The organism is Desulfosporosinus nitroreducens, assembly GCF_023897015.1.
Taxonomy (GTDB): Bacteria; Bacillota; Desulfitobacteriia; order Desulfitobacteriales; family Desulfitobacteriaceae; genus Desulfosporosinus; species Desulfosporosinus nitroreducens.
The window spans coordinates 117977-143483 of sequence record NZ_JAMHFY010000002.1; the positions used below are offsets into that span (position 1 = coordinate 117977).

At 40.2% G+C, this 25507-nt stretch carries 21 protein-coding genes; 2 read left to right on the forward strand and 19 right to left on the reverse strand.

The genetic code is table 11. The features are described 5' to 3' along the window. Positions 1-183 precede the first annotated feature (183 nt). Entirely contained in the window at positions 184-3024 is a 2841-nt protein-coding gene (locus tag M8E35_RS02760) for a UPF0182 family membrane protein (protein ID WP_252467477.1), read from the forward strand. Between the two features lie 348 nt (positions 3025-3372). Here the strand turns inward: M8E35_RS02760 and M8E35_RS02765 are convergent, their stop codons facing one another. The 9 genes from M8E35_RS02765 to M8E35_RS02805 form a co-directional block, all read right to left on the reverse strand. Further along, positions 3373-4629, reverse strand: a complete 1257-nt coding sequence (locus tag M8E35_RS02765) for a hypothetical protein (RefSeq protein WP_252467220.1) — start codon at positions 4627-4629, stop codon at positions 3373-3375. Positions 4630-4668: 39 nt separating this feature from the next. Continuing rightward, on the reverse strand, positions 4669-5634 hold the full coding sequence (locus M8E35_RS02770; RefSeq protein ID WP_252467221.1) for a phosphodiester glycosidase family protein: 966 nt from the start codon (positions 5632-5634) through the stop codon (positions 4669-4671). Between the two features lie 611 nt (positions 5635-6245). Beyond that, on the reverse strand, positions 6246-6659 hold the full coding sequence (locus tag M8E35_RS02775; RefSeq protein WP_252467222.1) for an OsmC family protein: 414 nt from the start codon (positions 6657-6659) through the stop codon (positions 6246-6248). Positions 6660-6718: 59 nt separating this feature from the next. Further along, on the reverse strand, positions 6719-7375 hold the full coding sequence (locus M8E35_RS02780; RefSeq protein WP_252467223.1) for a hypothetical protein: 657 nt from the start codon (positions 7373-7375) through the stop codon (positions 6719-6721). A 205-nt stretch (positions 7376-7580) separates the two neighbouring features. Beyond that, complete coding sequence (locus M8E35_RS02785; protein ID WP_252467224.1) at positions 7581-8294, reverse strand: hypothetical protein; 714 nt, start codon at positions 8292-8294, stop codon at positions 7581-7583. Between the two features lie 88 nt (positions 8295-8382). Beyond that, on the reverse strand, positions 8383-9114 hold the full coding sequence (locus M8E35_RS02790; RefSeq protein WP_252467225.1) for a phosphatase: 732 nt from the start codon (positions 9112-9114) through the stop codon (positions 8383-8385). An 87-nt stretch (positions 9115-9201) separates the two neighbouring features. Beyond that, a complete protein-coding gene (locus tag M8E35_RS02795; protein ID WP_252467226.1) occupies positions 9202-9780 on the reverse strand; it encodes a hypothetical protein in 579 nt (192 codons plus the stop codon). Between the two features lie 153 nt (positions 9781-9933). Continuing rightward, the gene (locus tag M8E35_RS02800; RefSeq protein WP_252467228.1) at positions 9934-10743 is read right to left on the reverse strand and encodes an ATP-binding protein; all 810 of its coding nucleotides are present in this window, start codon (positions 10741-10743) and stop codon (positions 9934-9936) included. 41 nt (positions 10744-10784) lie between these two features. Next, entirely contained in the window at positions 10785-11555 is a 771-nt protein-coding gene (locus M8E35_RS02805) for a DnaD domain-containing protein (protein WP_252467230.1), read from the reverse strand. A 216-nt stretch (positions 11556-11771) separates the two neighbouring features. On the opposite strand from M8E35_RS02805, the gene M8E35_RS02810 reads away from it, so the two are divergent. Then, complete coding sequence (locus M8E35_RS02810; protein WP_252467231.1) at positions 11772-12362, forward strand: HD domain-containing protein; 591 nt, start codon at positions 11772-11774, stop codon at positions 12360-12362. Positions 12363-12372: 10 nt separating this feature from the next. On the opposite strand, the gene M8E35_RS02815 is transcribed toward M8E35_RS02810, so the two are convergent. The 10 genes from M8E35_RS02815 to acsB all read right to left on the reverse strand — a co-directional run bounded on the left by M8E35_RS02815 (position 12373) and on the right by acsB (position 25505). Further along, positions 12373-14097, reverse strand: a complete 1725-nt coding sequence (locus M8E35_RS02815; protein ID WP_252467232.1) for an MBL fold metallo-hydrolase — start codon at positions 14095-14097, stop codon at positions 12373-12375. Positions 14098-14290: 193 nt separating this feature from the next. Then, a complete protein-coding gene (locus tag M8E35_RS02820; RefSeq protein ID WP_252467233.1) occupies positions 14291-14929 on the reverse strand; it encodes a response regulator in 639 nt (212 codons plus the stop codon). After that, positions 14926-16068 carry a sensor histidine kinase gene (locus M8E35_RS02825; protein ID WP_252467234.1) on the reverse strand — a complete coding sequence of 381 codons (1143 nt, stop codon included), beginning with the start codon at positions 16066-16068 and terminating at the stop codon, positions 14926-14928. Before M8E35_RS02825 ends, M8E35_RS02820 begins: the two co-directional genes overlap by 4 nt. Positions 16069-16185: 117 nt before the next feature. Next, positions 16186-17055, reverse strand: coding sequence for a hypothetical protein (locus tag M8E35_RS02830; RefSeq protein ID WP_252467235.1), 870 nt, complete (start codon positions 17053-17055; stop codon positions 16186-16188). A 202-nt stretch (positions 17056-17257) separates the two neighbouring features. Then, positions 17258-18052 (reverse strand): methyltetrahydrofolate cobalamin methyltransferase, encoded by a 795-nt coding sequence (locus M8E35_RS02835; RefSeq protein ID WP_252467236.1) that lies wholly within the window; start codon positions 18050-18052, stop codon positions 17258-17260. Between the two features lie 84 nt (positions 18053-18136). Continuing rightward, positions 18137-19099 carry an acetyl-CoA decarbonylase/synthase complex subunit delta gene (locus M8E35_RS02840; protein ID WP_252467237.1) on the reverse strand — a complete coding sequence of 321 codons (963 nt, stop codon included), beginning with the start codon at positions 19097-19099 and terminating at the stop codon, positions 18137-18139. Between the two features lie 15 nt (positions 19100-19114). Beyond that, positions 19115-19876 (reverse strand): ATP-binding protein, encoded by a 762-nt coding sequence (locus tag M8E35_RS02845; RefSeq protein ID WP_252467238.1) that lies wholly within the window; start codon positions 19874-19876, stop codon positions 19115-19117. A 21-nt stretch (positions 19877-19897) separates the two neighbouring features. Beyond that, positions 19898-21808: an ASKHA domain-containing protein gene (locus M8E35_RS02850; protein WP_252467239.1), complete on the reverse strand. Its 1911-nt coding sequence runs from the start codon at positions 21806-21808 to the stop codon at positions 19898-19900. A gap of 110 nt (positions 21809-21918) precedes the next feature. Further along, positions 21919-23244: an acetyl-CoA decarbonylase/synthase complex subunit gamma gene (gene acsC, locus M8E35_RS02855; RefSeq protein ID WP_252467240.1), complete on the reverse strand. Its 1326-nt coding sequence runs from the start codon at positions 23242-23244 to the stop codon at positions 21919-21921. Positions 23245-23324: 80 nt separating this feature from the next. Beyond that, positions 23325-25505, reverse strand: coding sequence for an acetyl-CoA decarbonylase/synthase complex subunit alpha/beta (gene acsB / locus M8E35_RS02860; RefSeq protein ID WP_252467241.1), 2181 nt, complete (start codon positions 25503-25505; stop codon positions 23325-23327). Positions 25506-25507: the final 2 nt, after the last annotated feature.

The following is a 25507-nucleotide window of genomic DNA, read 5'->3' on the forward strand; positions in this document are numbered from 1 at the left end:
TATTAAATACGTAGATAGTATATCATAGTTTATCCAGAATTAAAAAAGAATTTGGTCCAAATGAAACATATGAATGAAGGGATTTTAATTAATTGGGAAGAATATATTAATACGGGTTTAGTATTACACAACTGTTGTAGTTATATTTAAGAAAGATCGGAAGTTTCGAAGGAGGAATTTGTTCTGAAACGTTTTATTAAAATCCTAATTGGCTTCATAATATTAGTCTCATTCTTAACCGCCTCAAGTGGGTTATACGAAGATTGGTTGTGGTTTACTAACCTTGGTTATTCTCAATTATTCTGGACTCCATTTCTAAGCAAAGTGCTCTTTCAGGCAGTAAATGGAACCATTCTCTTCCTCTTTATTGCCGGAACCTTGCTATCTATTCGACATGCCATTGTGACATTTGTTAACGAACGTTTACGCCTCCGGTTGCGTTTGGTACAAGATATGAACCGTCCTGTTTTCAACCTGAGTCAACGCAAAGTTACTGTATGGTTACTAGTAATTTCGGCAATCGTTAGTTTTGGCATAAGTTTCGTAGCTGGGTTTAAAGGCTGGTTAGATGTCTTATCTTTTACCCATGCCACGCAATTTAATCAGGTCGATCCGATTTTTGGTAAGGATTTAGCTTTTTACTTTTTTAAACTTCCTTTTTTAAGAACAATATTTGATGCATTTTTTGGTCCCCTCTTTTTACTCACCTTGTTTACCATTATTTTTTATATCGTTACAGGAGTCATTCGTTTCCACTCAAGAAAGCTTTGGCGAAGTGGTGCTGTCTCAATGGGACCCAGCTGCCGGAAGCACTTAGCATTTTTAATCGGAATCCTCTTTGCTTTAAAAGCTTACGGTTATTACTTAGATATTTTTAAGTTGCTCTATTCTACCCATGGACACGTGGTAGGTGCCGGATTTACAGATTTAAATTTCACACTTCCAGCCCTCAAAATTCTAATTTTTATAAGTATTTTAGGATCTATCCTTGCTTTCATCTCACTGACTTTTAGAGATTCCCGGCTATTGACAATCCCAATTGCAGGAAGTTTTGTTTTTGGAATCCTAATCTACAGTGTCTTCCCCGCTCTTATCCAATCGTTTGTTGTTCTTCCAAATGAGCTGAGTAAGGAGCAACCGTACATTAAACATGAGATAGAGTTAACGCGCTTTGGATACAGCTTGGACAATATTAAAGAAATTGATTACCCGGGTAATACACCAGTCACAGCAGAAACTTTAAAAACAGAACAAGGAACTCTTAACAATATCCGACTTAATGATGCTCGTCCCATGTTACAGACCTATAATCAGAAACAGGGTATTCGACTGTATTATAAATTTAATGACATTGATATCGACCGTTATACGATTAATGGAGAGTCTCGCCAAGTAATGATTGGGCCTCGAGAAATCTCTACTCCTGATCTGACTTCTAATGCAAAAACATTTGTAAATATGCGCTTAAAGTACACCCACGGTTTCGGAGCATCTGCTTCCTTTGCCAATGCAGTCACTTCTGAAGGACTTCCTTCTTATGCTATTAAGGATGTCCCACCTGTAAGTGAATTTCCTGAATTTAAGATGACCGAGCCAAGGATCTATTATGGTGAATTGACTAACGACTGGGTCGTCGCCAATACCACGGCCAAAGAATTTGATTATCCTCTGGGAAACTCTAATGCAGAAAATTCTTATAATGGTAAAACCGGGATCCCGTTAACTCCACTCAATAAATTTATGCTTTCTCTTCGCCATGGAACCCCGCGCTTCTACCTTGCCAATGAAGTAACTTCAGCCAGTAAAATGCTCGTATACCGCAATATAAGTGAGCGGGTTGAAAAGCTGGCTCCGTTTTTGACTTATGATATGGACCCTTATGTGATTATTAATGCCGGCCGTTTGAAATGGATTATTGATGCCTATACTACGTCAGATTCCCTGCCCTATTCCAATATGTATCCTAATCAAGATTTTAACTATATTCGGAACTCAGTAAAAATAATTATTGATGCCTATGACGGCACCGTCGATTTTTATGCAGCTGATCCCAGCGATCCTATCCTGAAAACCTATATGAAGATATTCCCAGGCGTTTTTAAAGACCTTGACAGTATGCCACCTAGCATAAAAAACCATCTGCGATACCCAGAATCCCTTTTTAGTGTTCAAAGCAATATGCTTAAAAACTTTCATATGACTAATTCATCTGTTTTTTACAATAAGGAAGATTCTTGGGATATTGCAAAAGAACTTTTCGACGAAACAACCCCACAAAGCGTAGATCCCTACTACACGATCATGAAGATTCCAGGAGAAGCTAAACCTGAGTTCGTGCTCATGCTTCCGTTTACACCAGCGTCTAGTGCCACGAATACACGCAACAATATGGTAGCCTGGATGGCTGCTCGAATGGATGGAGAGCATTATGGCGAATTATTACTATATAAGTTGCCTAAAAACATTGAAATTGATGGTCCATTACAGATTGAATCTCGAATAGATCAAGACCCTAAGATTTCTGAACAGCTTTCTCTGTGGGATCAAAAAGGTTCAAGCGTAATTCGAGGAAATCTTTTGGCTCTTCCAATCGGCGGCAACTTCCTCTATGTTGAACCGATTTATCTGCAATCAGATAAAGGCGGCAGTATTCCTGAGATGAAAAGAGTCGTACTCGCTTATCAAAACCAGTTGGTAATGACAGAAAACTTAGGAAAAGCCTTAATTGAACTTTTTGGTGAGGGCGCGCCTCAACCAACAACACTTGGACAAAGTGGCACACTCCCAGTCCCTTCTGGGCAAGACGAAACAGAGGTTGATCTTAATTCGCTGGACATGACATCTGTCATTGAGCAAATGAATCAAATCCGTGCGCTGCTCGACAATCTTGAAACCCAACTTAAAGGATTGCCAACTTCCTCTGGGGAAACTCTACCCGCTGGCGAAACTCCCGCCTCAAGTGATACTCCCTCCTCTGAGGATACTCCCTCCTCTATCAAACCTCCTAATGACAGTTTTCGCTAAAACCAAATAAGACTTCAAATACGATGGTTATAACTCAAACAGAACTTTCTTGTCAGAGCATAGCCATGGCGCACCACGATGGATAGTTAATACACAGCCTATTTGAAGCAATAGGGCCGTCTAAGCTAGTCCAAGTTGCATTTATACCTAGTCATGGAAATATGCGCGTGTAAGGGCTCCATGACCTCTGGCAAAGGATGGCCGTGTGTCCCTGGAGCCCTCACGCGAACATGTATGTTCGAAGTTAGTGCATCGCCATGGATGCCAACAAAAAAAGAACACCCTAAAGTGTTCTTTTTTTGTAGCCTAACTTCGCTTAAGCTAATTGATATCCAAGTAAAAAATTAACTAGTCTTTAAGAGGTTTTAATTCTACAATCGTTGATGTTCCTGATTTTTTCATTTGAATGAGCTCAGCACCATCATCAGAGATATAATTCTCTTCACCAAGCAATGGGATCTCTTCAAGTTGTCCGGCAGTAATTACATTGGCCATTTGTTGACTATATATAACTATCTGCCCTTCGGAGCCGATAAGCGTACTCACGTTATTAAAAGGAATTGAACCTTCCCATTCTGTTTGGAAAGAAGGATTATCCTTGATTTCGGAGCGATCCTCAGTTGATTTAATTTTAACTAAAACATTATTTTTGACTTCGCCGATATACACCTTGCCATCTAGAACTCCTATGACCCTGTCATTAGCATTTTTAGAAATGGTATGACGATTTCCAACTCCTAAAGAGATGACTTGCTTGGTCCCTCCCACTTTGCTGGTAATGAAAAGTGTTCCATATCGATCTGAGGCTGCCATGCTATCAATAGTCTCTCCCGTTTTATTTAATGTACGTACGTTTTTCATGACGTCAATTTCCATGAGTCGTTCTGTAGATCCGTTTTTAATTGTGAGGTATATAAGATTGGTAGAAGTTGAGACGACAAATTCCTCGATTTTCCCGCCAGCTGGGAATTCATTAATTGTTTGATTAAAACGATCATCTGGAGCAGTGTCTTCATCACTATTTGGCAGTTCGAGTGTGTACAATTCTGTAATTTGTGGATTACCATACTTAGGTACAGTTTTAGTCTGAACGGGAACTTTTGGTTTGACTTCTTCTTCCACTTGCTTATTAGGTTTTTGATTAGGATCTTCAGGATTAATTGGTACTGTTGATTTGGGAGGCGTCGTTGCAGGCGGTACAACAGGGTCAACGGGTACAGTTACGTAAGTTACCGGATTGGGATTTTTTTTACCATAAAAATAGACTAGGGTATCACGATCCGGAAGCCATTGATAGTTGAGAACGCCCATTGTGTTATCATTCGCAGGGGCTTTCTTTTCGAAGACCATTTTTTCTTTTTTAAGGTTAAAGATTTTGAGTGTGCCATTTTCTGTATAAGCTAAATAATCCTTAGCATAAGAAACTTGAACATTTTCAAAATCAGTACCGGGTATTGTTGCTTCAAGTTGCTTTGTTATTGGACCAGCTTCAGCAACAGGGCCCAGAACTTTAGCAACTTTATTTTCTAAAAAAGAATAAGCTCCAAATTGTAGGAAGAGTGAAACTAAAACCCAAGCAAATATCGTGCGCAGTTTCTTTTTCATGCGTTATTTTTCTCCTTTTATAACAGTGCTTAATAGTTCTTATTTAGTAACTACAAAAGCAGTAGGAATATATCGTTCGCCAAAAATGTTCCAAAGTTTATTCATGACCTTACCATTATAGACAAGCTCTGATGATGATCCTCCATCTAAGTTGACAGCATTGACAGCATTATAATCTTCAAAGACGTTCATGAGGTCACGCAGGGTTGCCCCTATACTCCAAGTAGGTTGGCGTCCGTCAATAACAACAAATATCACCGTTCCGTCAGCCATTTGCCCGATTCCTGTCCGAGGGGCAATACCCCAACCACCATCACCCGTAATTGCCGGTTTACCATCGACAATTAAATTAGGTTCGAAGGTAACCACTTCACGCATGTTTTTCTCTTCCAGTTGCTTTGCATTCATTTTACCGAGGACAAGTTTCCCTTTGTCATCAAATCCGACAATGTTAACCGCTTTGTCCTCCACATTGTTATGAATCAACTTCCCGTCATGCATTGTTAAACCGTCCGGAAAAGCCCCATTTCCTTTACCATTAGGGTCATAAAATCCTCCAGCATTAATCCCCGCAATGGCCCCCATATCCTTGACAAAATCTGTTACTCTTTCTCCTGTTACACCAATTTCTTTAGTAACGGCTAATTTTACTCGCATTGGGTCTTTAATTAACATTACTTTACCTTTAAAGCTTTGACCTTTGATATCTTCGATTGTAATACCCGAAGTCTTATCAGTCATGACTTCTGTGCTTACTAAGTCAATCCCGTTGCCAGATCCTTGATAGTTATTAGAATTCATAATACGGCTAATCTCTTCTTGAGAAAGAAAAGCCTCTACTACCTGTGGATGTCGCGATGTTGCCACTGCGCCAACTGCTACAATTTTGAGAGATTCGAAGGGGCCCCAAAACAATATAAATGGAACTAGTATTGCAGCAAAAATAATATTAAAGACTAGATACCCAAAAATCTTTTTTATCTTAATCCTACCCTTTTTTTTCATTTAAGCTCTTTCTCCTTTTATAGAATTACTTGCTAAAAAACTCACTAATCGCTTGTAACAGACCTAGCCACACTTATACCCCGGCCATTACTGCTATTGGATGGCAAGATAAGTGGACAGTACAAAAAAACAAGCCGCAGTTTTCAAGATGTGCGGCTACGACTATTTAGAATGTCGTTTTCTTAACTCTATTGATAGTTTCCACAGAGAGTAGACAACAATAGCAGTCAAAAGAAAGATACTGATCTGAACTGATTCCCATTTAAAAATTCCAAGCTTTAAATCAATTATCTGAATAGCTAAGTTGGCTAGCATTCCAACAATGATGGTAACCCACATTTGAATAACAACATCGTGTTGCTTACGTCGAGTAATAAAATAAATATTAAGGCCGATGGCAATAAAAAAAATGCTTCTTAGAAAACCAAGAACTATTAATCATTATGTGTTTATCCTTTAATTAAATTTCATTTATAACGTACTTAGTATAACAAAAGATGTATATTGTATCAAGGATTGTCTGCAAAGTAACATTGGAAACCAGCTAATAATGTCACATAATGGCAAATAATTGAAAATGAGCCGTAATTAAAACGGCTCAAATCTTACGCTTAAGGGTTAATTTCAATTCGGTATGTGAGATTGGCTGCTTTATCAATCATATTAGCGATACTGCAATATTTTTCCATAGAGAGTTGCACGGCACGATCAAGCTTATCTTTGGGTAGAGACTCCCCCCAGAATTTATAGACAACTTCGATATCTTTAAATACCCGAGGATGATCACTGGCACGTTCCCCCTCTACGGTCGTTTCAAAACGATGGACTTTAACCTTCATCTTGTCAAGAATCGTAACAATATCCATTCCACTGCATCCGGCAATTGTCATCAACAAGAGTTCCATAGGACTGGTTCCATGTCCCGTTCCTCCAGCTGTTACACTGGCATCCATATTAGTCAAGACTTTAGAACTTCCTTCGCCTTGGAAATGCATACCCTTTATGTGTTTAACAGATACTTTCATTGACGCAACTCCTTTCAGTAAAACATCAAAGCTTTTGGAGATCCAAATTCTGATTAGTGTTATTTTGCGACAGCGTCAAGTTGCTTTTCTTCCTTACTATACTCCGAATTCTGCAAAATAACCGATTGTGCAGGCAAAGGTGTTTCTAATCTGAGAGGAAATATAAGGAGCATCAAAGATAACCCACCTATAGCAAGCGAAAGATATTGCAACGATAAAATGGAAAACATAACTGATGCCAGTTTAGCAGAGGTACCAATCGCATAGCTGAACGGCTGAATAAGTTTCAAATTTGCATTCTGTCGTTGATCAAAGGATGCCTCAGAACCAGTACCGTTAAAATTGTGAATCCATACTGGTTTCCCTTCTAAATCTACGGAATTAATCAGTTCTTTTCCCATCTTATAAAAGGGATCCAACGACGAAAGATAAATAAAACCTTTGGTCGTATATATCTTAAATAATTCAACGGTTGAACTAGTCATCCCTGTTTTTTTAGATGTTCTTTCAATTCTTAAAATATCATCCTTACCAATATTCACTGGACCATTATCCGTAATAACCGAATATAAGCCCCGATCAATTAATTCGATATTTGTCACTTTAACATTTAAGAACCTAACCCCGACCAATGTCATTAGTATAACAAATAGACTTATAAATATTATAACTCCCGATATACGTTCACGATCTATCTGTCCTCGTTTAAAAAGCACTATTACACGTCCTTTACTTTTGCTGTACGTATGTACTAGTTTATCAATTACTTTATATAGTTTACCCACAAAACTTATTGTACTATAAATAATTTAGTGAAACAAATTAATTTATTATAAACAACGAATAAGGAAAGGCATTTTGCCTCCCCTTAGACGATGATTATACTATTATCTTGGTTTTTAGACAATCTCTTTTAGGAATTTAATCTGAGCCGAAGTGCTTTCCAAATCTAGTTAACAATTTCAGGAGATCGTTGGGCGTAAAGGTAAGCGGCATATTACTTTTAGTCAATGTGTTCGCTTTTACCAGAGGCTTTGCACCTGTTGTTTCGGGTGGGACAACTGCTCTAACAAAAATCGTAGCTAACAGTCCCACGATTAGGAGCGGAAGTGCTCCTCGAAGGCCAGGAAAGGTGAGTATCGGAAGAATAATCTCATTAGCAGGCGTAAAGGGCTTATTCGAAAAGTTTGCAATGAGAAATAATGCAAGGACTATTGGGGCTTCGGGGCTTTCGGGAGTTATGAAGCCTCTATCTCCTAATTCAACAGCAGCTTCAGTATCTGAATTAATAAGTCTATTTCTTTCATTAGGTAAACTGTTTAAGTTTAAAGAAGAATTCGCTCCGTTGGTCATCCATCTCAAGAAGTCCTGAAGCTCAGAAAGAGGTAACTGTACTGTTTGTTCATTCTTCGAGTCAAGAATAGGAATGCTTTTAACACCGAAAAAGTGGTGAGCGATTAAGAGGATAAGTTGAGCCCCAATTAAAACAGCGGCGGATTCAAACACTTCTCCAGTTAAGAGTGGTTGAGCAAATATTATTGTTGAACTTCCTGCGACTGAACTGATGGGAGCAAGAAGTTCGATTCCCAGCAGCATAGGTTCTCCGCAAAGGTTATCTGGCTGATTGCCGGACATTTCTTCCCCTCCCTCAATACAATATATGGGTAGGAGAGGCTTCGTGTACCTATTAGATTGATTGGAAAATTAGTCTCATTTACATAGCTTAAGTAATTGTTGGGCGGTTTTTACGTCGGAAGGCTAAATAATCCAGCACTCGATCTGGCGAGGTATTCATAACTTGCTCCTCCTTAATTCCTGCCTCTTCTACTAAAGCGAGGGCATGGCTAAATTCTCCGACACGATCAGTAAAGTGAGCATCGCTACCTAAAATGATCGGCCCTTTAAATTGAGCCATGTAACGGGCAAAACGTCGACAATTTCCCCAGGCGCCCCTCTTTTCGCTTGACAGCGAACTGTTATTAATTTCGACTGGGATATTTAATTGTGCAGACATATGAGCAATCCGTTCCAGATCCAATTCGAATTCTGGTCGTCCCGGGTGAACCATCATATCTGTAAAAGGATTTTTCATGGCTTTAATATAGGCCTCTGTATTTTGTTCAGAAGTTCCTCCAGGGTAACAAATAACATGAAGTCCGACCAGAACGAGTTTCATATTGGCTAGATAATGTATTGGGATATCTAATTCTCCTTCATAGTTTGTTATATTTGCTTCAACTCCAGGTAAGATTTTGACTCCATGCAACTCTTCTGGAATAATCGCTAAGTTCCCAAAATGATAGAGGTTTGGTGCGCCCGGCATTGAAGGTCCATGGTCAGTCATACCAAGTAACTTGATACCTTTACGAGAGGCTGCAAGAGCATTTTCGGGAAGAGTACTATAGGCGTGTCCACTTGCAACCGTATGCGTATGTAAATCAACTCTTATTTCCATTTTATCCACCTCACTTAAAGTTATTATATCCCTAAATGAAGTAAAAACAAAAATAAGTGCTTAGACAGCACTTATTTTTATGGGAATTTACTGTTTTTTCACAGTCGAGGGAACCTTTACTGTTGTATCTACATTGAAGCGAAAACTTGCTTCTGTTGCTTGTTCTACTCCCCCTTCAGGATTAGGATTAACTCTCAATGTAATCAAATGCTGTCCATCTGTGGCACTTTTACCCAATGCATCACCCAAAACATTAATTTGTCGAAATGCAATACGAGCAGTAGCACCTGGTTCTAATGTTTCTAAACTTCCGGGTGAAGTAACTTTTTTGCTGTCATTTCCAATTAAACTCACTTGTAATTCCACGGGTACATTCGTCATTTTTTTAGCAGTCATGTTCTGTACCGTAACAATTAGGTCAAAGGTTTTAGTTGTAATCACCTGTGCGCCTTTTATAGTTACGCTTCCGTAAGTGAGATCCTTAACGATTGAAGCCGGCTCGACAGTAACCCCAATCATTTTAATTTCAGGTGCAGCCATGTTCTTCGCTACATTTTCGTTCTTATTTTCCCAAAGGGAAAATCCTGCATACCCAATAAGACAAATAACAAAAACACTGGCGACCATGGCAATGTATTTACGGTTAATTGTAATGATTTTAGCCATAGCAGAAAACCTCCTATTAATTTTTATTCACTCTTTTAAAAAACCTATGCACGTCCGTGTGAGGACATGCATAGGTTTAGAAAAATATTTTAAAAATTTTCGGAGTCAGATTATATTTACCCGATTTCCTTTTTCTATATTGAGGCCGTTTGACTAAATTTTACCTTCCCGTTCCTGATAAATCTGAAGACGAATATCCTTTTCCACCGTTAATCGGAAAATTCGCGAAGACTGAATTATGCGTGATGTAGTGCGTATACCAATATAATCTTCCATTTCATCGAGAGAAAGATTGGACGTAATAACTGTAGGGAGTTGCTCATTTAGGCGATAATTAATAATTGAGTAGAGTCTGTTTCTTGTCCAATCTGTATAATTGTGCGCTCCTAAATCATCAAGGATTAAGATTGGCACAGATCGGGCTGTATCTAATAAATCAAGTTCGTTAAGTTCCGATTTGTAGGTTGCTCTCAATTCATCCAAGAGGTCGGGAACAACAAGAAAAAGTACCTTTAACTGAGACTCCATAAGTTCATTAGCTATGGAAGCAGCAAGATACGTTTTTCCTGAGCCAACGGGCCCAGTAAACAATAGTCCGAGACCATAAGGAGTGCGCAGACAATCATCAACGAAGCTTTTAGCTGCCTTTAAGGCCCTAACTGCTCCGTCACGATGTATATCTGTCATGTCATCGGAATAATAATCAAATCGAAACTTTTCCAATCTGCAGTTCATCAACTCTCTAGAGATACGGGCATGGCGAAATTGATTTTCGATTTTCCTCGATTGCATACAACTGCAGGGATAGGCAATATCTCCTTCAAGAACAATCCCTCGATCATCACAAATAGAGCACCCAGACTTATCGTTGGAATTGGGATAATCAATAACAGGCTTGGGGTTAGTACTATTTGTTTTTGTTTTTAAGATATTACTTTTCAAAATATCATTTACACTTTTCATTTTGGATAACCTCCTCTAAAATCCAGACGTATCCAAACAATTTAAAGATAGAAATTTTCATATTTATTGGATGTTGTTTTTGACCCTTTATTCTTTGGTTTTGTGGTCTTCTTTTCTTGACGAGATTGAAAATTAGCATCTTCAGCTTCGATTTCTGCACGTGTACGCAGTCCCTTTTTTTCCCATTCTCTAAGTATTGAATCTAAATAACGGAAATTTCGGATACCTGCACTAACCCCTCTTCTTAATGCCTCAATAATAAGTTCTTCAGTAAAATGAGAAGATAGCCATCGATCTAGATTTTCACACTCCAGACGTGTGAGCAACCGACCTAGTTCTTGCTCAAAAGTCTGAACTAAATTCTCCATTGCCGGATTTGTTGGATTGGGTAAAGGTGTGATATTTGGAGAGACTTGATTTTGTTTTAGGACTCGTTCTTCTTCCAATTGTTGAGAACGTTCAATGGCCCAAAGCTCGGCTAGTTCATCGATCAGCCCAACAAAACTATAACTATTTCCCCACTTAAGTTCAACTGGATTCCAATACCTTTCGATGGTCAAGAGTTTTCGCTCTACCAAACCGCCCAAATCTTCTTCTATATTCGAAGATGAAGCATTCATACGCCCAGCTAAAGTGGCAATTGAAGGATATGGATTTGATTCAGATTCGCATAGAATTTGAATTATCACCATCATCTCATGATCACTGATTCCAATTTTAGTATAGTGAGTCAACAGGTATTTTGGAATTGAAACAACTCCGGAAAAGAAAAGAGCTTGTGTAAAGCTCCCATAAACGTTTACTTTATTCATTGGCATTCATCTCCCCATGTACCGGTCACAGAATTATCTATAAAAATTATTCTCCTATATCAGACATTATCCTTATTAAAACCTGCAGAGAAAGGATATTTTTTCTATTACATACAAATTAGAACAAAAAGCTTTTATCGTACTTGCCATATTATGGAAGGAGTATGAGGCTCTTTTGGCGTATATATTATGAAACGAAAAGGAGGATAACGAAATATGGATTTTAGAAAAGAACTTATTCAAATAGTCGAGAAATCAGGATCTCTCTCAGCTTGGGGGATTAAGCATTGCTTCAGGGTCTATCACTTGTCAAAAGAACTTTCCAGTCATCTTAGCTTAGATGATGAGGTTCTTTATACAGCTGCAATGTTACATGATACAGGTAAATATCCTGTCTATGCCCTTAAAAACATTGATCATGCCTTACGCTCAAAAGGGGTATCGGCAAACCTTCTGCAACAAATGATGTTCTCATCCGATAAACTGCCCCTTGTTTTAGACGCTGTTGAAAATCACATGTATTACTCGGAACCAGGACGGAGTGATGAAGCAGTTTATTTAAGAGAAGCAGATATTCTGGATAATATGGGTAATATTGGCTTGATGCGTCTATTTAGTCTCGTAGGGCAGGACGAACTAATACAGACTCCTGAAGACGCTATAGACCGCGCACGCCTTTTTGCGGATGCTCTTCCTGACAAAGTAGTCACTAAAGCAGGAAAGCGTTTAGCAATTAAGCGACGTGAAGAAAGCCTTCGCTTCCTTGCAGGTATAAAACGTCAAACCTTAGAATATGCGTGGCTGTAATTTTTAAAGTTTAACGCCTAGTTTTTCGTTCCTGTTCTTCAAGCCATCGTGTTATGCTGTCGAGTAGGTTAACGACCCGCTCAAAATCACGGGTTCTTTGACCCTCATCGATAAGGCTTTTAAGGTGATGTCGTAATCGTATATATGCTCTATTAACTTGTGAGCGTGATATTTTAGATGCCGATGTCTTAGATCGCTTATAAGAAGGTGCAGCAGGTATTGCAATATTCCTAAGAACCTTCTCTGTGGAAACCTCATTGCCATCCTCAACCTTAATCCCTTTAGACAACCAAACTTTTTCAGGAGCATGCTGTAGAACTTGTTCTTGAGTAAATTCTATAGTTTCTCCAAGCTGGGGTATAAGAGGCGTTTTTGCGAACACTTCTAAAACTTTATCAGAAAAACTAGTCTGAGATTCTAACTCTCCGTGCACAAGAATAATTTGCTCTGCTTTTTTCCCCAGCAGAGAGAGCCAATGAATAAGTTCAGCCTGATCTGCATGAGCCGAAAATCCGTCCATGTGACTAATCTGTGCATTGACTGCGACTTTCTCCCCGTGTATGGTTACAGTCTCAACACCATCTGAGAGAATTCGGCCCAATGTTCCTTGGGCCTGATATCCTACAAATAGAATTGTAGCATTTCTTCGCCATAGATTATGTTTCAGATGATGTTTAATTCGACCAGCATCAGCCATGCCGCTGGCAGCAATAATTATCGCTCCACCTTCAATTGAATTAAGAGCCATAGAATCCTGAGCTGTTTGACTAAAATGAACATTAGTCATATTTAGAGGATTATTTCCAGTTCTAATCAGTTCCTTAGTGATAGAATCAAAATTGTCTGTGTTTTCTTGGAAAATCTTCGTAGCTGCAATAGCCAAAGGGCTGTCAATATAAATGGGCAATATTGGTATGCGATGTTCATTCTGTAGTTTTTGAAGGTAAAAAAGAAGGTCTTGAGTTCGTTCAATGGCAAAAGCAGGGATAACCAAATTTCCGCCAGCTTTGTATGTCTCAGTAATAATTTTAGCAAGTTGTTCATAACGGTCAATTTTGTTGCCCTCATTGCTTTCGGAATGGAGACGATTTCCATAAGTCGTTTCCATAACCACGATATCTGCCACACTTAATATGCTTGGATCTTGAATGTAGGGTTGGTTAACATTCCCTATATCACCTGAAAATACAATCGTTTTATGATAGTCAGATTCTTTGACGTGAAGAACTGCATGCGCTGAACCAAGTATATGACCGGCATCGAAGAATTCAAAGGAAATAGTCGGCACAAGGTCTACAATATCCTTGTAGGATACGGCTCGAAAGTATTGAATGGTATCGAGTGCATCCTGAACTGTATATATTGGAACCAGGGGTTCGATCCCTGCTCTATTTCGCTTTCGATTTTTACGTTCCACTTCCATTTCTTGTATATGCCCACTGTCAGGAAGCATTATTGAACATAATTTAATTGTCTCAGGTGTAGCCCAGATTGGACCCTTAAAACCAGCTTTAATAAGTTTAGGTAACATTCCAGAGTGGTCAGTATGAGCATGTGTCAAAATAACAGCGTCAAGACTTGCTGGATTATAGGGGAATTCTCCATAATTTAACTCTTTGAGTGCCTTGGAACCCTGAAACATTCCACAATCAATTAAAATGCGTGATTTCCCTGATTCGACTAGAAAAGAAGATCCTGTGACAACCTGTGCTGCCCCCAAAAAGCTAATTTTCATCAATCAATCCTCCAAAAATAGCGCCTCATTGCTTTTCCTTTCAGAATATTATTCTGTGAAGAATAGCATTTTGGACGCTTTACTTTAACAATGCTATTTATAGTTTTCAATCATATACTGCTAACTTACATATCTCTACTTATTCTACCTGTTTATTCTAGGTTTAGCAATGACCATAATAAACTGTTGCTTTCTAATCAAGCTGAAAGAAATTCAGTTTAACAGCCTTTAGGGCAGCTTGCGTCCGATCTTCAACAGCTAGTTTACGATAAATGCTCGATAAATGATTCTTTACTGTTTTTTCACTAATAAATAAAGAGGTCCCAATCTCACGATTGGAAGACCCTTTCACAACATAATGCAGAATTTCCATCTCCCGATCACTTAGACCGCATGTATCTTTCAAAGGGCTCGGTTGGCTCAACTGATCAAGCAGTTTCCCCGTTACAGATGGAGATAAGATTGGTTCTCCGGAATAAACCTTGCGAATTGATTCAATCAGGGTTTTAGAATCTACATCTTTAAGTAAGTAACCTGCTACACCAATTTGCAGAACCTGGAAAACCTTTTCATCGGAATCATCAACAGTTAGCACTAAGATGCCAACGTTTGGACATTCACGACGAATTACCCGACCTGCTTCTAGTCCATTAACCCCAGGCATATTTAAATCCATTAATAAAATATCAAATTTCATTGTCCGCGCTACATTGATGGCACCTTGACCATCTCCCACTTCTGCAACGACTTCAATCCCATCTTCAAATTCTAAAATGCGACGAAGCCCTTCTCTTAATAAGGGATGATCATCTGCAATTACAATTCTTATCAAGTTGTCGTTCCTCCCTCTTGGTTCGATGGAATTGACAGTTCAATCGTTGTCCCTTTTCCAATAGTTGATTGTATCGAAAAACACCCTGAAAACATTTCAACTCGTTCCCGCATTCCCACAAGTCCAAAATGTTCCCCAGGAGAATTCATGGCTGTATTTACTTCAAAGCCTTTCCCATAATCACGTATTGTGGCGATCGTCCATTCATCTTTATAAGTTAAACAAATCTCTACTTTAGCAGTCTGTGCATGTTTAGCGACATTCGTCATTCCCTCTTGAACTAATCTAAAGAGAGCAACTTCCATGGCTGGAAGAAGCCGCCTTTCTCTTCCTTCGATACGCAAATCACAGTTAATTCTATAGTTATCTTGAAAATTATCCAGGTATTTTGAGATTGCAGGGACAATTCCTAAATCATCCAATGCCATTGGCCTAAGATCGAAAATTATCCTGCGAATGTCTTGCAAGTTAGCACGAACTAAATTCTTAAGGTCTTGAAGTTCGGACTTGGCCCGACTAGTATCTAATTCTAGTAATTTTTCGGCAATTTCTAAGCGTAAGACAATATTAGCAAGCGTTTGAGCAGGACCATCATGGATTTCCCTCGCTACACGGCGACGTTCCTCCTCTTGAGCTTTAATAACACGCAGACCCATCTCTAGCCGTTGCTCGTGACTCTGAGTTTGAAGGGCCTCAACAACGCCACCTTGCAGTAAGCTGATTGCCATGCTGACCTGAGTCATAAGGTTTTGGGCACGTTCAATTGTTACTTCCATTTGAGTAAGAGATCTTTCAAGATCGTCGCGCCGCTTACGCAACTGAATTTCTTTTTGTTGCAAAAGTTGCAATTTAACTTGGGCATCTTTTGCTTCCGCATACGTCTTCATCATTTCTTCTTGAGTATGTTCTTGATACGCTCGATTTACCTCCATTAGATTTTGGCGCATGCGTCGTTCCACTTTTTCTTGAAAATCAACTTGTAAAATAATTTCTTCAATATCTGATTTAAGTTGAGAGAGTTCATTAACAAGCCGATGAGTCTCAGTTCGAGATGTTTCAGCTATTAAAAATATTTCTTCTTTTCCTGATTCGATAGCCTTCAAAGTATTTTTCAATATTTCTCCCAACTGATCAGACAAAATTATTCCTCATTTCAATAATATTAAACATTAACTTGCACTTCTATATTGTTTTATTCGACATAGAAACAGTATTTCCTACTTCTAAGCAAGAAAAATTAGATAACTTATCCCCCATTAGGCCTTTCGGCCTAAACGCAGAATAGTTCTAACTTCTCTCTCTAATCTTCTCGGATAAGAAAGATCATCCTCACGCAGGACCAAAATCCTCCAACCGTCTTTTATATATTTATTAGTCTCACTAGGACGGGCTGAATCAAAGCGGCTGATTAGCACATCCTCTACTTGAGCTAAAAATTCCTGATTCAGTAATGAAACATTCCATAAGACAGTTGCTTTGGGGAAAATATAGCTTAGAACATCGTTAAGACGTTCCGCCCTATAAGGGATCTGGACAGTTTGAACTAACTCACTAGCTTTTGCTGATATTGAAACAATTTCATGTGAATCTTTATTAGAAGTATCTGATTTATTATCTGATTCAATGCACTCTTGCAACTTTTCCATGCTGTTAATCACTTCAAAATCCCCTGATGCGCTATAATTTTTTTCTTCATTTTCTTCGATCAATACTTCGTTCTTATCACTCTCTTCAATTAAAATTTCGTTTTGGCAGATCGAAGCTAAGGCAGGAATTGATTCAGGCATTTCAATTAGTTCAGACTCTTCAGGGCTATCGCCCATCGCTTTTAACATACCTTCATTGAGCATTCTATTCATTGTTTCAATAAATGTAGAAAAATTACTAATAACACGTGGGTCAGGAAGTTGTTGTTCAATAATTTGTTCAAGTCCATCCGCTAGATACTCGGAAGGAAATGTAGAAAATCCCTGTAATAAAGATGAAAGCTTTCCTACAATTTGACATCCCTTTTGATATTCTGCCTCTGAATCCTTACCGCTTAATAAACATGTCGTAAATATTGTTTCAATAATTTGCTCTACCCATTCTTGAATTCTCGGATCGTTATGATAATAAGCCTCCATAATTATCCCCTTCCAAATTCTATAATCTTTAATAGCTATGCTTGTATCCTTGACGGTATGAACATTCATGTTAATAAAAGGAAGCTGCAACAAACTATAAAATTAAAGTTTGTTAACAGCTTCTTTTTGCGAAATAGACGTATGATAGAGTGAAAAAGAACATCCACTTACAAGAAGCGGATGTTCTAAACTTGCTAAAATTTTAGCGAGCGCGGAAAACTTTAAGATAAGAATCAGCGTAGACGCTTCTATTAAGAAGGATCTGACAAGTAGCAGCTACGTCAACAAGGTCATCATCATTGGCATCCATAATGGCTGCATCAAGTCCACACGCAATTGCCATTGCCATATATGTCCGATTAATCAAGTTGCGATCCGGAGATTTCTGAGATACGTTTGAAAGTCCTAGAACCGTGCGTGGTGCTGGGTTTGCCAACATTTTCACTTGTCTTAAGGACTCTAGAACCTCTGGTGCATGCTCCTGAGCAACGTTTACAGGGAGAATCAATGGATCAATGAATAGGTCTTCCATCGGTACTCCGTACTCATCTGCCGCAGCCACTAATTCCATAGCAAAAGCCACTCGATTTTCGGCGTCTTTTGGGATACCTTTCTTATCCATGGTCAACCCGATAATTCCAGCATTATATTGAATAGCCATTGGGAAAACACGTTCTATTTTCACTTGTTCTGCAGGGCAAGAGTTAATAATTGCTGGACGCTTACAAACCTTTAAGCCTGCTTCAATAGCATCATAGTTTGTTGAGTCTAAGACAAGAGGCAATTCGGAAACTTCCTGAATAACATTAACCATCCACTCATACGCTTCCACTCTTTCGTGAGTCGGAATAGCAGGGCCGGAGTTAACGTCAAGGTAGTGTGCTCCTCCTTCTTGTTGCTTTACAGCCCAATATTGAATAGGCTTCGGATCTTTATTGCGAAGTGCATCTCCAATATCAGTAAACATTCCGTTAATCCGTTCGCCAAAAATAAGCATTCGGTCACGTCCTTTCATTATTAATAAATTAATTAGCTAAATGAAGGTAATTTTACAGATAGAAGTTTGAACCTATAATAGGGATTATTTCCCCGTCATATCGGCAATGTTCTTTTTGACAACACTTACTGCAGCAGGGTTACGCATTACAAGAATACTAGCTCCGACTTGAAGTACGCCAGAAGCTGTTACAGCCTCCCAAAGAACGCTGCGATCTGCGAGATCTCCCCATCCGGGAAACTCTTCATTAGATGCATAAGCTTCTTTACAGCGGTTAGCTTCGTATCCAACTGTACAAATGATAGGCATTGAAAGCATTTTATCATTTGCCAAGGCTCCGAGACGTGCCCGCTCCATGATTGAATAGACATACTCAATTCCAAATCCCAGACCGGCAACCGTAGGATCAATGACGATTTTGTTTAGGGGCAGTCCCATCTCATTGATCAAGATATTGAGCTGTTTGCAGATATTAATGTCAAGTGGTGAACGGGCAATCAGAGTGTGTTTGTGTACCATCGCGGCAGCGGCAATGGACTTATAGTTATCTTGCTCAGCGATACCGATCAGGAGGTTTTCCCCTGTTGCAGCTTCAGCAATAACAGCCATAATCTCATTATTTTTTTCTGAGTCGTCGCACCCTTCCACAATGAGAGGTACCCCCACAGCTGCTAGGACGTCTTTTACGATACGTGCACAATCTTCTGGGGAACGGTTTTCTGCTTCGGGATCAGCGCCGTTCAGTTTTAGATAGATGAGATCTGCGCCAAAATCATCAACGCATTTTTTAGCCCAAGCGGCTGGATCACTGATGACATCCCCAATTTGATTCATAATCATCTCATTCCAAGCAGGTACTACGTCTGTGACCTCCATTGCAATCACCGGACGGTTCTTCGTTTCTCCTTCAAAGTGGAGAAACGGTAAGGCACTGTCCCCTCCAACCGTAATTGTGGAGGTTCTTGTTCCTCCCTGTTCAGCAGTTGCGCCGAGTACTACCTCTCCAACTTTACTGGAATATTTTTCTTTTACTAACGTTACGGACATGAACTTCTCTCCTTTCTAGTTAAAGATTCCGGCACGGTTCAGAATGCTATCCACTGCCTGGACCGAGACGGCATCATCAGGCAAATCAAATAGTGGTTTGCCCGCCAAGTCATATTCCACAACTAAAGGATCTAACGGAATGTCTCCAATCACAGTAAGACCAGTACGGTCAATCTCTTCTCTCAATGATTCCATACTTCCCTCTGTAGTCTTGGTTACAATCAAAAATATGGTTTGTACAGCAGATTTTAGCCCCCGAATAAGATCGTGAACTCTTCCAGCTGAACGAATCCCTCGAGCCGAAGAATCACTAATTACAAACATGACTTCAATGCGGGGAATCGTACGACGACTTATATGTTCCAAGCCTGCTTCAGAATCCACAGCCACAAAGTCATAGTTTTCCCCAATGTTCTCTAGATGTTTACGCAAGATGTCATTAGGATAGCAGTAACACCCGGCCCCTTGAGGCCCTCCCATGACAAGCAGATCAATTTCTTTTGACTCAACTAACGATTGTTGCAGTTTGTACTCGATAAAGATGTTTTTTGGCATACCCTCAGGAATTGCTTTAGGATCTTTACTTTGTTCAAGCAACTCCGATATTGTCGAAGTAACATTCAAGCCCAACGCTTCACCTAGATTTGCATTGGGGTCTGCATCGACTGCGAGTATTGAAGTCCCTTTTTTTCGACGAACCATTTGCCTTAATAATAAAGCGGTGAATGTGGTTTTTCCTACTCCACCTTTACCTGCAACAGCTATATATTTAGACATAATTGACCTCCATTATAACGTTTATTGAAAAGATGGAAATAGGGACATATCCGTGTGAGGTAAAAACAAGGCGGCCATATATTCGTCCATATATGTCACTCCAACTGAAAGTTCGACATACGTCATTTTTCGTCCTAATTCTTCTGCTTCCCGCCAGGCATTCTGAGAAAGTAAGGCGAGGCGTGCACCTTTAACGGATGCATTTCCAATAAATTCAAACCGTTCCGGTTCAAGATCTGGAAGCAGTCCAATTTGAACAGAATCATGAATATTAAGGTAATTGCCGAAACCGCCTGCAATGACAATCCGGCTAATCATTTCAATATCCACTGCAACCATATTCAGTAATGATCGGATTCCGGCGTAGATCGCACCTTTGGCACGAATGACATTCTTGACATCATTCTCAGTAATGACCACATCTTTTTCTCCACCGGCTTGATAAGCCCAAGCTAGGACAAACTCCTTATCATCCGTCGTAGCTCTTAATCGCTGTGAGCCCGACTTATGTCCGAGCTGGAAGTTCCCAGCGCGGTCGATAATACCTGCACTGAGAAGTTTGGCTATACAATCCACAAGCCCCGATCCGCATATTCCTACAGGAGTTTGGTTATTAATCACCTTAAGGGACACATCCAAGGTTTCAGGATCAATGATGATCCGTTCTATCGCCCCGGGCATAGCTCGCATACCAAAAGTAATACCGCCACCTTCAAAACTTGGACCTGCAGAACAAGCGCAAGCAACAAGCCAATCCTGGTTTCCGAGTACAATTTCTCCATTCGTTCCGATATCAATAAAGAGAATAATATCTTCCCCATTGGCCAAGTCCGTCACCAGTGTTCCTGCTACAATGTCCCCTCCGACATAACTTGCTACTGAGGGGTAACAATGCACCATTGCCTCAGGCAACATATGGAGGCCAATCTCTCGAGCCGGGAATGAGGGAACGTTTGTCATAGTGGGAATATAGGGTTCCAACCGAATGTACCGCGGATCTACGCCTAAGAACAATTGGGTCATTGTTGTGTTTCCTGCCACCATTGCGCTAGCGATATTCATATTACTTAATGATTGACGAGCAAGAATCTTGTCAAGAAGTCCATTGACGGTTTCTACAACAGCATCTCTGATCTCTATTAAGTTCTGTTCGTTTTCAACTGCATACACTATCCGGGTTATTACGTCATCCCCATATTTCGCTTGTTTGTTATAAGTACCTTGTTGATCGACAATCTCTCCAGTTAAAAGATTAATGAGATAGACAACAACTGTTGTTGTACCTATATCAATAGCAAGCCCATAAGGGGGGACATCATTTCCCTGCTCAATATGCGTAATGGTTAACCCGGCTTCTGTATCTGTCATGGTAATGGATACATCCCAATTTGCTTTGCGGAGTGATTCCGGCAGATGCTTAAGAATGGATAGAGGCATATGAATGGGTTTATCTCCGGTTTTTAGGACGCGACGGAGTTCAATACTTAGACGTGCCCAATCACTGGAATTTTCGGTCAAGGTCGGTATGGAAAGTGAAATCCTCTGTTTTATAGCTAAAGAGTGACGCCCGAATTTATCGAGTAAATCATGTTCGCTTTCCTGTAGGAGTCCTTTTTGAACATCTCCCATCAACACTTGGTGTTCTTGTAACCTAGACTCAGGAGGCACCTCAATTGTCATATCCCCCTGGACCAAGGTTTTACAGGCAAGCCGAATTCCTTTAGCAAGTTGCTCAGGTGTTAAATTACCCGTCCCATTTACTAAGGGGTCTCCACTTAAAACGTCAACTTTACAAGCTCCGCATGTTCCCTTACCACCGCACCCAGATTTGATCATAATTCCGGCTTTCGCGGCTGCGTTAAGCAGAGATGTACCCTGATCAGCTTCAATAACACGGTTCTCTGGCATGAATTTAATTCTAAATTGGGACATCGCTTTCACTTCCTTACTCTACCAAGAAATCCCATTAGTATGATGAATTTTCAGAAAAACATTGCCCGTCTCTCAACATAGCAATTTGCTTTAGTGTACCCTGCTCAGTCTTAAGTCAAAGATTTCGAGAAAGATACAATCCCGCTGGACTCACGTGGTCCAACAATGGTTTTCCAACCGGACAGTTCAGAAAGTTTTCCGGAAATTACTGCTACATAACCCGGAATGATGATATTGCGGTGTTTTACCTTATCAGCAATTCCACATGCATTCATTGCTTCGACGATTTTCTCAGGCTCGAATTTACCAGCAGCGTAGGCTGTGAGGACGGATGTTCCGTCGGTATCAATTGGTAAGATATAGCTAGGAATTTTGGAGGTTTCAACTTCACCTTCGACACTATAGTACGTTAAGGAGAAGTTAGTGGTAATATAGAATGGCGAATTTTCATCCACATTGCCAACAGAATGCAGTTTTGGTTCAACTTGAATTGGTTTTTGAGGATCTGTATAAATGTTCTGCTTTAAGGTCATTAACGGTAAAAGGTGAGCCTTTTTGCTGGTTTTCAAGACGACAGCACTGGCATATTTAGCCACATATACTGAGGCTTCCATGATTTCTTCCATTGGTTCAGTTTTGCTTGTATAGGCAATGACAGGGAAACCAAGCGGTCTGAATTTTTTCTTAATGGCTAAACGGCGAATATGGGTAAGATTTGCTAAAGTATCGACCGGTGTTCTGGAACCAGGATCCAAAACGAATTCTTTATAGCCCAAAGCTTGTGCCTTAACTACAAGTTCTTCGAGAGCATCCAGTCCATCTGCTTTAATGATGACAGGAACTGAGTTTTCTTTACCTAGGTTGACCATAGCTTCGTAGTTATCTGCAGTTGCCGCTCCAATAAGGGGTTTACGCGATGCCAATGGTGCGAGAGCAGCTTTCATCGCCTCGGGATCACTGCTTAATAGAAGTAATGATTTATCTGTAGCTTCTGCCACAACAGCAGCTACTTTAGCAAAGCGGGCAGCATCTCCGGATTCTTGAACTACAGCTACACCATCAATAGAGTATTGAAGACCGACACGCTCAAATTCTAAGCCCTTAATCTCCTCAATTTTGGCATTCAATTCATCATCACTTAAGGTATCTGACACAGAAATAAGTAAAGTCGTGGGATGATAAAACGTTTTGTCATGACGGAAAAGAACGGTTTCATCTCCGAGAACAGAATCCTTACCGAATTTTATTGCTTTAATCGGAGGAGCAGCAGCAGAATCCAAGTTCTCTCGGGCAGCTTCAGTTACATAGGGGCAAGAGTCTAGAGCTGCTTTTCCTGAGGCCAATGCCATGGCAAAGGCTAGGCAAGTTGGAACGCCACATTCTCCGCAGTTTTTCTTGGGCATTTGTTTATAGATTTCTAAACCTGTAAGAGCCATTTTAAATCCCCTTTCTAATCGATCTAGGATGAAGCAGACCCTCAAGGTCCCTTTTGGGGACCTTGTCGTCTGCGGGAATATTACATTAGTGGTTCAAGATTAAAGCATGGATGTCCATTTTCTTCAAGGAAAGGAATTATTTCTTCTACAGTTGTGCCAACAGACTCATCCGCAATCTTGTCTATGAAGTCTGCTCCTAAACCTTCATCGATGGAGCGTTGAATAAAGTCCTCACGCAAGAATTCTTTTAGTTCTTTTGGCATCCAGACAATACGGGAAAGTCCACCATCAGCAGGGATGAACTTTTTGCTGAGCAGATAAGTTCTTCCGATTCCCATGAACCCAGGGGTTTGCATTCCACCGCCGCATGTTCCAGCCAGTGATGAGAATGTCATACCGCAAGGAGTCATTCCGGAATGTTCGCGAGTCGTCAGCATGAGGCCGTTTGCTTCAGGAACGATTGCCATGATAGCCTCAAAGCAACCGCAAGAGGTCATCGGTTTATCCATTAAGGTATAGAGGTTGACCTCTTCTAAGGTGTTGTTCGAAGCTTTAAACAGATAATCATTCGTACTTTGCCACATACCTTTTAGCTCATCAATTGCTGGCCCTTTAGGAATAGGTTGGTTGGGTCCGTTTGGTGCGATTTCAAAGGATGCTTTAGCATCTAACCAGCTCACTGCACCGCACAAACCAACCCTTTCAGGAGTAACAATACAAACATGGTTTGGTGCAAAGGACTGACAAAGTAAACAGGAATAGAAATCTTCGACTGACTCATCGGTTAAACTCCTCATACGATCGTCACGAGCACGATATCGTTCGCGTGCTTTGACAAGGCCTTCCTCAACTGCGGCCTGATCAGTAATAAGAGTCACTTGAACACGGTCTACGATAGCGGGGAATTCCTGTTTTAATTTCGCTAACAGGAGTTCTCCCAGATGCTTAATTAAGAAACCTTTCGCTCTGGCATCTTTGGAAATCCGTACCCAACATAAATCACGCTGAGCAACGTGCCAGATACCCTCTCCATAGTTTGCAAAGTAGTGGATTCGACGCTCCAAAACTCCTTCAAAATCATCCTGCATTTTACGTCCAAAAATGTCGATCCTAATTCCCAATGGAAGTCTGGATCCTTCTGGGACAGTATCGATTTCAGGCCCGATGACTGTGACCTGACCGTCAACAACTTCATCAGGTCCTACTGATTGAACAAGCTCAAAGGCTGTAGAACGACCGCCACCAAATTCTACATAGGTTTCAGCTTTACGGATAGATTCTCCTTCAAAAGCAGGTCCAAAGTTTACAGGAATCGGTATTTCGATATTAGTTAGTTTAATGCCCCGAACTTCCATGGCTAATGGAACGATTTTCTCATAATCAGGTTCAGATACGTACCAATCAGGGATTTGCATGTCTTCCGGAAGCACTTGATCCGAAATAGTTGGGAAGCCCATGAAAATTGCGCCCATTGAAGCCGCTAACTTGACATCATCTGTCTCGCCGAGGCTAAGGACAAATGCCCGAATCCGACGACGTTGATAATCGCGATGGTTTTCACGTTCTCCAGCTGGAATTCCACCGAAAGCAAGACCTGCGCGGAAGGCATAGTTTACAGCGTGAATAATCTGTGTAAAGTTTCCTAGAGGAAAAGCAATGTAGTCTTCCCCAATTTTGACGTTTACTTCGAGTAACTGCTCAATGACCTCATCACACAGAAAGATCATGAATCCTTTACCCATCAGATTATCAACGATTTTCTTGGCGGCTTGAGAATCTTTTGCTCGCCCAAGAATTACTGCAACTCCTGGAATGGTCCAGTCAACCATCTTGATTCCGTGTTTCCGTACTATCGGGTCACCTAAGAATCCAGTCCAAGGTTTAACTTTAGGTTCTTCTCCACGCAGATAATTGATTGTCTCAATGACTTCAGCCGCGTATAGGGTAGATTCACCCCAAAGCCTGGCATTTTCAAAGGTAAGTTCTGTACGAATTTGACTGCGCATACGGTTCAGAATAGGAACCAATTCACCTAATTTGGTCACCTTTTCTCCAGAAAGACAGGTGATAACTGGGAGGTGGTAGGCAGTATCTGGATAACCAACTTCTTGCTCAGTACCAAAATCCTTAATTGCCCGATTCAATAAGATTTCCGCATAAGTCATCGCAATGGTTGTACCATCATACGTTCTTCGTAAGAGTTTTTTGGGTTGATTATTAGGATCTTTAATTGCGTCTGCGTAAATTTCCTCCATAGACATAA

What these genes read in the sequence shown, in the direction of transcription:
- M8E35_RS02765 (WP_252467220.1), bottom strand. Translation starts at nt 4,629, where the DNA reads ATGAAAAAGAAACTGCGCACGATATTTGCTTGGGTTTTAGTTTCACTC.
- M8E35_RS02770 (WP_252467221.1), bottom strand. Translation starts at nt 5,634, where the DNA reads ATGAAAAAAAAGGGTAGGATTAAGATAAAAAAGATTTTTGGGTATCTA.
- M8E35_RS02775 (WP_252467222.1), bottom strand. Translation starts at nt 6,659, where the DNA reads ATGAAAGTATCTGTTAAACACATAAAGGGTATGCATTTCCAAGGCGAA.
- M8E35_RS02785 (WP_252467224.1), bottom strand. Translation starts at nt 8,294, where the DNA reads ATGTCCGGCAATCAGCCAGATAACCTTTGCGGAGAACCTATGCTGCTG.
- M8E35_RS02790 (WP_252467225.1), bottom strand. Translation starts at nt 9,114, where the DNA reads ATGGAAATAAGAGTTGATTTACATACGCATACGGTTGCAAGTGGACAC.
- M8E35_RS02795 (WP_252467226.1), bottom strand. Translation starts at nt 9,780, where the DNA reads ATGGCTAAAATCATTACAATTAACCGTAAATACATTGCCATGGTCGCC.
- M8E35_RS02800 (WP_252467228.1), bottom strand. Translation starts at nt 10,743, where the DNA reads ATGAAAAGTGTAAATGATATTTTGAAAAGTAATATCTTAAAAACAAAA.
- M8E35_RS02805 (WP_252467230.1), bottom strand. Translation starts at nt 11,555, where the DNA reads ATGAATAAAGTAAACGTTTATGGGAGCTTTACACAAGCTCTTTTCTTT.
- M8E35_RS02810 (WP_252467231.1), top strand. Translation starts at nt 11,772, where the DNA reads ATGGATTTTAGAAAAGAACTTATTCAAATAGTCGAGAAATCAGGATCT.
- M8E35_RS02815 (WP_252467232.1), bottom strand. Translation starts at nt 14,097, where the DNA reads ATGAAAATTAGCTTTTTGGGGGCAGCACAGGTTGTCACAGGATCTTCT.
- M8E35_RS02830 (WP_252467235.1), bottom strand. Translation starts at nt 17,055, where the DNA reads ATGGAGGCTTATTATCATAACGATCCGAGAATTCAAGAATGGGTAGAG.
- M8E35_RS02835 (WP_252467236.1), bottom strand. Translation starts at nt 18,052, where the DNA reads ATGCTTATTTTTGGCGAACGGATTAACGGAATGTTTACTGATATTGGA.
- M8E35_RS02840 (WP_252467237.1), bottom strand. Translation starts at nt 19,099, where the DNA reads ATGTCCGTAACGTTAGTAAAAGAAAAATATTCCAGTAAAGTTGGAGAG.
- M8E35_RS02845 (WP_252467238.1), bottom strand. Translation starts at nt 19,876, where the DNA reads ATGTCTAAATATATAGCTGTTGCAGGTAAAGGTGGAGTAGGAAAAACC.
- M8E35_RS02850 (WP_252467239.1), bottom strand. Translation starts at nt 21,808, where the DNA reads ATGTCCCAATTTAGAATTAAATTCATGCCAGAGAACCGTGTTATTGAA.
- acsC (WP_252467240.1), bottom strand. Translation starts at nt 23,244, where the DNA reads ATGGCTCTTACAGGTTTAGAAATCTATAAACAAATGCCCAAGAAAAAC.
- acsB (WP_252467241.1), bottom strand. Translation starts at nt 25,505, where the DNA reads ATGTCTATGGAGGAAATTTACGCAGACGCAATTAAAGATCCTAATAAT.